Annotated in this window: 7 protein-coding genes; 6 read left to right on the top strand and 1 reads right to left on the bottom strand. The window is 47.4% G+C overall.

Annotation, left to right across the window (positions count from 1 at the left end; all coding sequences use genetic code 11):
• Window positions 1-252 precede the first annotated feature (252 nt).
• From Q7J58_RS09425 to Q7J58_RS09415, 3 genes are all read left to right on the top strand, one after another.
• Complete coding sequence (locus Q7J58_RS09425; RefSeq protein ID WP_304826685.1) at window positions 253-765, top strand: hypothetical protein; 513 nt, start codon at window positions 253-255, stop codon at window positions 763-765.
• 435 nt (window positions 766-1,200) lie between these two features.
• On the top strand, window positions 1,201-1,914 hold the full coding sequence (locus Q7J58_RS09420; RefSeq protein ID WP_304826682.1) for a hypothetical protein: 714 nt from the start codon (window positions 1,201-1,203) through the stop codon (window positions 1,912-1,914).
• Window positions 1,915-2,052: 138 nt separating this feature from the next.
• Window positions 2,053-3,828, top strand: coding sequence for a DUF262 domain-containing protein (locus tag Q7J58_RS09415; protein WP_304826679.1), 1,776 nt, complete (start codon window positions 2,053-2,055; stop codon window positions 3,826-3,828).
• A gap of 174 nt (window positions 3,829-4,002) precedes the next feature.
• Here the strand turns inward: Q7J58_RS09415 and Q7J58_RS09410 are convergent, their stop codons facing one another.
• A complete protein-coding gene (locus Q7J58_RS09410) occupies window positions 4,003-4,722 on the bottom strand; it encodes a hypothetical protein (protein WP_304826676.1) in 720 nt (239 codons plus the stop codon).
• 117 nt (window positions 4,723-4,839) lie between these two features.
• Between Q7J58_RS09410 and Q7J58_RS09405 the strand changes: the two genes are divergently transcribed.
• The 3 genes from Q7J58_RS09405 to Q7J58_RS09395 all read left to right on the top strand — a co-directional run.
• Window positions 4,840-5,145, top strand: a complete 306-nt coding sequence (locus Q7J58_RS09405; protein ID WP_304826673.1) for a hypothetical protein — start codon at window positions 4,840-4,842, stop codon at window positions 5,143-5,145.
• A gap of 105 nt (window positions 5,146-5,250) precedes the next feature.
• Complete coding sequence (locus Q7J58_RS09400; RefSeq protein WP_304826670.1) at window positions 5,251-5,736, top strand: helix-turn-helix domain-containing protein; 486 nt, start codon at window positions 5,251-5,253, stop codon at window positions 5,734-5,736.
• Window positions 5,733-5,992: transposase (locus Q7J58_RS09395; RefSeq protein ID WP_336623487.1), on the top strand; the 260-nt coding region annotated here is incomplete at its 3' end. The genes Q7J58_RS09400 and Q7J58_RS09395, both read left to right, overlap by 4 nt.

The raw sequence follows: 5,992 nt of genomic DNA, 5'->3' as shown, positions 1-5,992 counted from the left end.
GCCAGTCCGGTGATTTCTTGTACACCCGCTCCAGTGCCCACTTGTCCTCTTCGCTCAGGCGTGTGTCCAGCCGCTTGCCCACTGCAGTCTCCTATCTTGGTTGCACGGCTTTGTGCCGCTACAGCATGAGTAGACCTCATCAAAGCCTCATTTCGGTAAATCCGATGGAGAATTTCTGTGGGTTGACTTATCCGGTGTTTGGTCAGATAAACCACAGGTTAGCTAGTTTCACTTCCAGCAAGAATATTCACGATGAATGCACTGAATTTCGTAAAGCTACTAGCAATTGCTCCAGTGTTTTTTTTGGGCGGCTGCGCAACTTCCGTTTGGGAAGCAAAATGGGGTGCGGATAAGCCGCATATCAGTTATGTCTCACTGGAAGCGGGTCAAACACAACCTGATAAGTTGTATGTCTGGAATCCAAATAATAATGCAGCGTACATTTTCCAAAAATTGGACTCTTCGACTGCTGCTTGTGTGTCATCCGCTGATGTTGCAAAAGCGAGAAATTACGAAAACGAATTTAAGGTCGATCTTGGAAAGGTTCTCGACAAGATCGACAGCGCGAAAATAGAAGAAAAACTGAAGGTTATAGACACAGTAACGAAGCTAAGCGAAAAAGGTGAATCTGCATCCTTCCTCAATGTTTCCATGTTTCATATTTGTATGATGGCAGGATCGGGAAAGATCACTCCAACTGAAGCTAATGCACTAATGAGTAAGGCCATCGACAAGGCCGCCGAAATCGCTAAGCCTACGAAATAAAACATGGCTAACCCGGAAGTAGAGCGGACCTGCGCAAAAAAACCGCGCAGGCCACACACTTACACGTTAGGGAAAGTCTGCAAAACCCCATTATTCAGAGGCTTTGAGCTTGCAAGCCATTGATTTATATAGGCCTAGATTTTACAAAACAGGGTTTCGCAGATGTTCCTCAGGAGCTACATATGTAAAAGAATCAAAAAAGCAAAAGTTACAGCAAGCGCCTATCTTGGCTGGGGCTTTTGGGTCATGATGATTAGTACTGGGATGATCGGGAAGTTTTTCGGCCTAATTGGCAGCGCAGTCTTTCTTGGTGTGTCGAGTTCCGTGCAATTACTCATATCCACTATTCCCTGCTTATGCTATTGTCTGGTCTAGGTTTATTTGATTGGACGGCGATTTTTATTGTGCTAGTCAACAAAGAATTTAGGATCACCTATGACTAATGAAATTTCCGAACTACAGAAGAATCTGAACTCGTTAAACTTCGAATACAGGTCTGATCGCAAAGCCATCATCTGGTCTTTTTCTGTGTTCGCAGCAGCATCACTTGCTTTTTTTGGATTTACATACTCAAAAATCGAATCAATACTTAATGAAGAATTTATAAAGAAAGCAAAAGAAGAAGCGGAAAATGCAGTAGATGATTTAAAGAAAAAAAATAAAGAGGCAAGTGACATACTCGAAAAAATTCGTACGGAAATTAGTGATAAAAAAATAATAAGACGCAGATCGGTTCTAACTTTTACTCATCCGGAGGGCGGATATAACGAGAGAGAAAAACAAGAATGGTCGCAACGCTATTACCACATAAAGACACCAATCAAGAAGAATTCTGATGAAATGTGGCGCTATGACTTAACTGGATATTCCTATGGAATAGGTAAACCTCTATCTTTTACTTGGGTAGGCTATACATACTCCGATCCACCTGACATTAGAAAGAGCTATGCAAGTGATAACACAGATAATAAGATTTTAGCTTCACAATATTTCGGTCAAGATAATTATCTGTATCTACAATTCGGACCAATAAGTCAGTATTTTAATTCTTTCGTTTTAGATTATCAGAGTGGCTCAACAGGCGAGAAAATTCAGAAACACGATGAGTACTCGGTACGTTTGACCGAAAATAATGTACAAATCAAATGAGCACGCTCGGACATGGAATTTCAGTTACTCTTGACTGGATACGACTCCATTTGTCAACTTCGGTTGTGAATATCTGGTGCTTGATTGAATTGCATTAGACAGAAGATCCGATTTATTTTACCAACAGGGAATACAAACATGAGCATTACTCCACGCGGGATGAGTGTCCAAGAGGCATACCGGCTTTTTCGCGATGATCGATTAATTGTCAATCGTAAATATCAAAGAAAACTAGTTTGGACTTTGGCAGAAAAACAGTATCTCATTGACAGTCTAATCAAAGATTATCCAATCCCATTGATTTTATTGGCCGATGCCTCTGAGGGTGGTTTGACCTACTACGAGATCATGGATGGCATGCAGAGATTGAACGCCATTTTTTCTTTTATTGATAATGCTTACGCTTTGGATGATAGATACTTTGATATAAAGGAGTTTTCAAGGGCAAAGCAGGCTGCCGATGCTGGCGCTTTCGTGCCTGCTAGCACAGAATTGAGCGAACTACTCCCGCCCTCGGTTTGTGCGGATATTTTGGACTATCAGTTGGCAGTAACCATTTTTCCAATTGAAACGGAAGATCAGGTTACTGATGTATTTGGCAGAATAAATTCAGGGGGGCGGCAGCTTAGCGCCCAAGAAAAGCGTCAAGCCGGGATGGTCGATGACTTTTCAATGCTAGTTCGTGAACTTGCATCCGAAATTCGTGGTGACTCCTCAATGAGTCGCCTTCCACTTTCGGGAATGACTGAAATAAGTATCGATTCCACCAGGACCGATATGGGCTATGCCCTAAAGGCTGAGGACATCTTTTGGTGTAAGCAAGGCGTTCTTTGGACCAAGCAGCTGCGAGATAGTGAAGATGAAGAGATGATTGTTGACATCTGTGCATCAATCGCCCTTGGAGATCCCATCGCAAAGAGCAAAGATTTTTTTGACAAGATATATGATGAAAATACAACTGAATATGAGAACTTGCGCCGTGAGTTTTATCGGTACGGACGTGATCGCTTAAAAGAAGAGATAAAGGTAACGCTGTCCGTAATAAGGGAAGTTATTGAAGAGTTCGATGACCAGCCAAACGCGCTGAGAAGCGTCGTTAGCCCGGGCGCAAGAAACCCTATCAAAAGCTCCTTCTTTGCAATATTTATGGCATTTCATAAGCTCGTTATAGTCGAAGAAAAAACACCAGAAGATTATCAAAAAATCATGAAGGCGCTCAAGGGTCTTCAACGTTCAATGATTGTTAGCGCGAAATTTTCGACTACGGAAGATAGAGTAAAGAACGTTGACAGAACCACCGGGCTTATACAGCGATATTTTGTAAAAAAGGATCCACCTATGTTAAGGCATGGAGCTGGACTCGCTCTTGATATGGAAAACTCACTTAGAAGGTCTAGGCTGGAAACCTCTCGTTATGAGTGCAAGCAAGGGATGGTCGATCTTTCGCCAAATAGAAAATTCGACGTAAATCTACTTGAAAAAATTGTTGAGACGATATGTGGTATAGCGAATGTTGGTCCTGATGCAGATGGATTTATTTTTATTGGGGTTGCCGACAAAAAAACAGACGCGCAGAGAGTGACTAATCTGGACGGAGTTGAGCCGGTAGTGGTGGGTGCGCGTTACATTGTTGGATTGGAAAGAGAATTGAAACTTCTATCAGTAAATGCAGAGCAGTACTTGGAGAAAATAATTGGCTTCATCAGAAGCTCTGAGTTAACAGAGCCTTTGCGGAGTCATGTTTTGGCGCAGGCAGACTACGTTGATTACAGGGGAATGTCCGTTCTTAGAATTAGAGTGCCAGCACAAAAGCAAATGTCTTTTGTGGGGGAGAAGGCATTTATTAGAGAAAATTCATCGACTATCGAGGCGGCAGGAAAAAAGCTACTGGCAGTAAATTCGCTATTTGCATAACAAGTAGCTTTTGGAAGCATAACTACACTGCGCTCGGGTACAAATATTGAACGACTGCTCCTGGCCGAAAGTGTGAGTTCGTGTCGGCCCCAAGAAGCTGACCTTCGGCATGGTAGCCCTGCCGGCCAACTTCACCTTGCTGCTACCCTTGGCGAAACCCGGTCCCGGCCATGATCAGACCTTGAATGTGCTGAGCTGTAAGTCTGCACGTGTAGAGGCGCCGCCCATATTGTTGGAAGTCGGATTCCCGTCAAAAATGGTAGCGCGGTTAGATTGAGTAGGCGCCCATCTGCGTCTCTTGATGATTTCGTCGTAAAACTGACGCATCTCGGCCTCGCCCTTCAAGATAGTCTCAATGTCGTCACCAATGAACCCCGTGAACTCAGGTTGTGAGGCGTCGATTAGCGTTTGCACGTCAGCTCTGATGGATAGGACCCAATGATTGTTAGAGATCGTGGCGATGTAGTTCATCTCCGCGTCGTTGCGGCCAGTCCAGGCCGGGAAGAAGGTTTCGTAGGCCTCGAATGAATATCGGAGGTGTATTTGAAGTTCCGCAACGTTGTCCGCAAGCCTTTCGTAGGCTGTGCGGTCGGGCGTGTAGTTGGCTAGACTGACCAGCTTTCTCAGGTCGTGACCCGATCGTCGCACGGCTAGGTAAGCCTCTTCCACCGGTTGTCCTGTCTGGCTTAAAAGTGCGTGAGCCTTGAGTACGCACTCCACTGACATTAGAAGGTCAACAAATGACTTTGTGCGTCCCATCTTGTGCAGCAGACTTGCGTTCTCCCAAAGCACATCAAAGCGGGTCGCAAAGTCGCGGCTATCGTTCTGAAAGTGCTCAGCAATCGCGTGCAGCAGCGATGATGGTTTGGACTTGAAGAGATCGGCGGCGTACATGGGTTCCATCATGTGGGTCAAACAAGAAGACAGAATGGCTGCTTCAAAACTGCCGTTTCGGCGCCCAAGTCATTGTTGCGCGGCATACATCGGATGGTCGCATAGCGGTCAATAATCGTGAGAAAAAAAGCTGAGGAGGATATTGTGAGCGATTGGGAATTTTTATATGAGATGCACGACCGTGGCTACAGCGCCGAGGACATTGCTGATGCCGCGGCCACTGGCGTAGCACCCTGGGAGTGGAAATATATCGACAGAGAGTGGGCTGAAAAGCAGCTCAAGGGTGAGCCGGAAGAGGATGCCAACTCAATTGCGCCTGCCGGAGAGAGGGATGGTTTTGCGTTCAGCATTCTTGAACAGGTGGAAGTTTTCCGAGATTTGGTTGACTGTGCGGAGCGCCATTTCGCCAACACTGGCCGATAAGTCAACCCACAGAAATCCTCCATCGAATTGACCGAAATGAGGCTTTGATGGGGTCTACTCATGCTGTAGCGGCACACAGCCGTGCAACCAAGATAGGAGACTGCAGTGGGCAAGCGGCTGGACACACGCCTGAGCGAAGAGGACAAGTGGGCACTGGAGCGGGTGTACAAGAAATCACCGGACTGGCGCGCACGCGAACGCGCCAAGACCCTGCTGCTGCTCGGACAAGGGTTGCTGCGCCGCGAGGTCGCCCAGCTGCAAGATCTCAATGTCGGCACCGTCGGCCAGACCTGGCAGCGCTGGTGCCAGGACGGCATGGACGGCCTGAGCGACAAACCGCGCAGTGGCGCGCCGCGCAAACTCGACGAGACAGCGGTCAAGCGGCTGGCGCAATGGGCACAGAAGAAAGCGTTGAGTGCCCCCGAACTGCTGCTGCAGCACACCGAAGCGCAAGGTGTCCCAGTCCACGTCGAGACGCTCATCCGGTACCTCAAGGAAGAGGGTTTGGTGTGGAAGCGCACCCGCCACAGCACAAAAAAAAGCGAGATGACGCCGCCTTCGAGCGCTGTCGGGAAGAACTCCAGGCTTTGAGGGATCAAGCGCAGGCGGGAGCCATTGAGCTGGTCTACTTCGACGAATCCGGCTTCGCGCAGGTCCACCCCAACCGCAGTGCATGGACACCCTGCGGCGAGCAGCACTGCATTGAGGCACCGCGCGGGCAGCGCCTGAACGTGATGGCTGCGTTGTTCAGCAGTGGCAAGGTTGTGCATGCCCGCTACTGGTTGAGCAGCACCGCCGAGGTCTTCCTGGGTTTTGTGTCGGAGCTGGCAAAGAATGTCGGCAAGCC

Source organism: Hydrogenophaga sp., from assembly GCF_030656115.1.
In the GTDB taxonomy this organism is placed as follows: domain Bacteria; phylum Pseudomonadota; class Gammaproteobacteria; order Burkholderiales; family Burkholderiaceae_C; genus Hydrogenophaga.
Note: the sequence above shows the minus strand (reverse complement) of the source record. Positions and strands in the feature narration are given on the sequence as shown.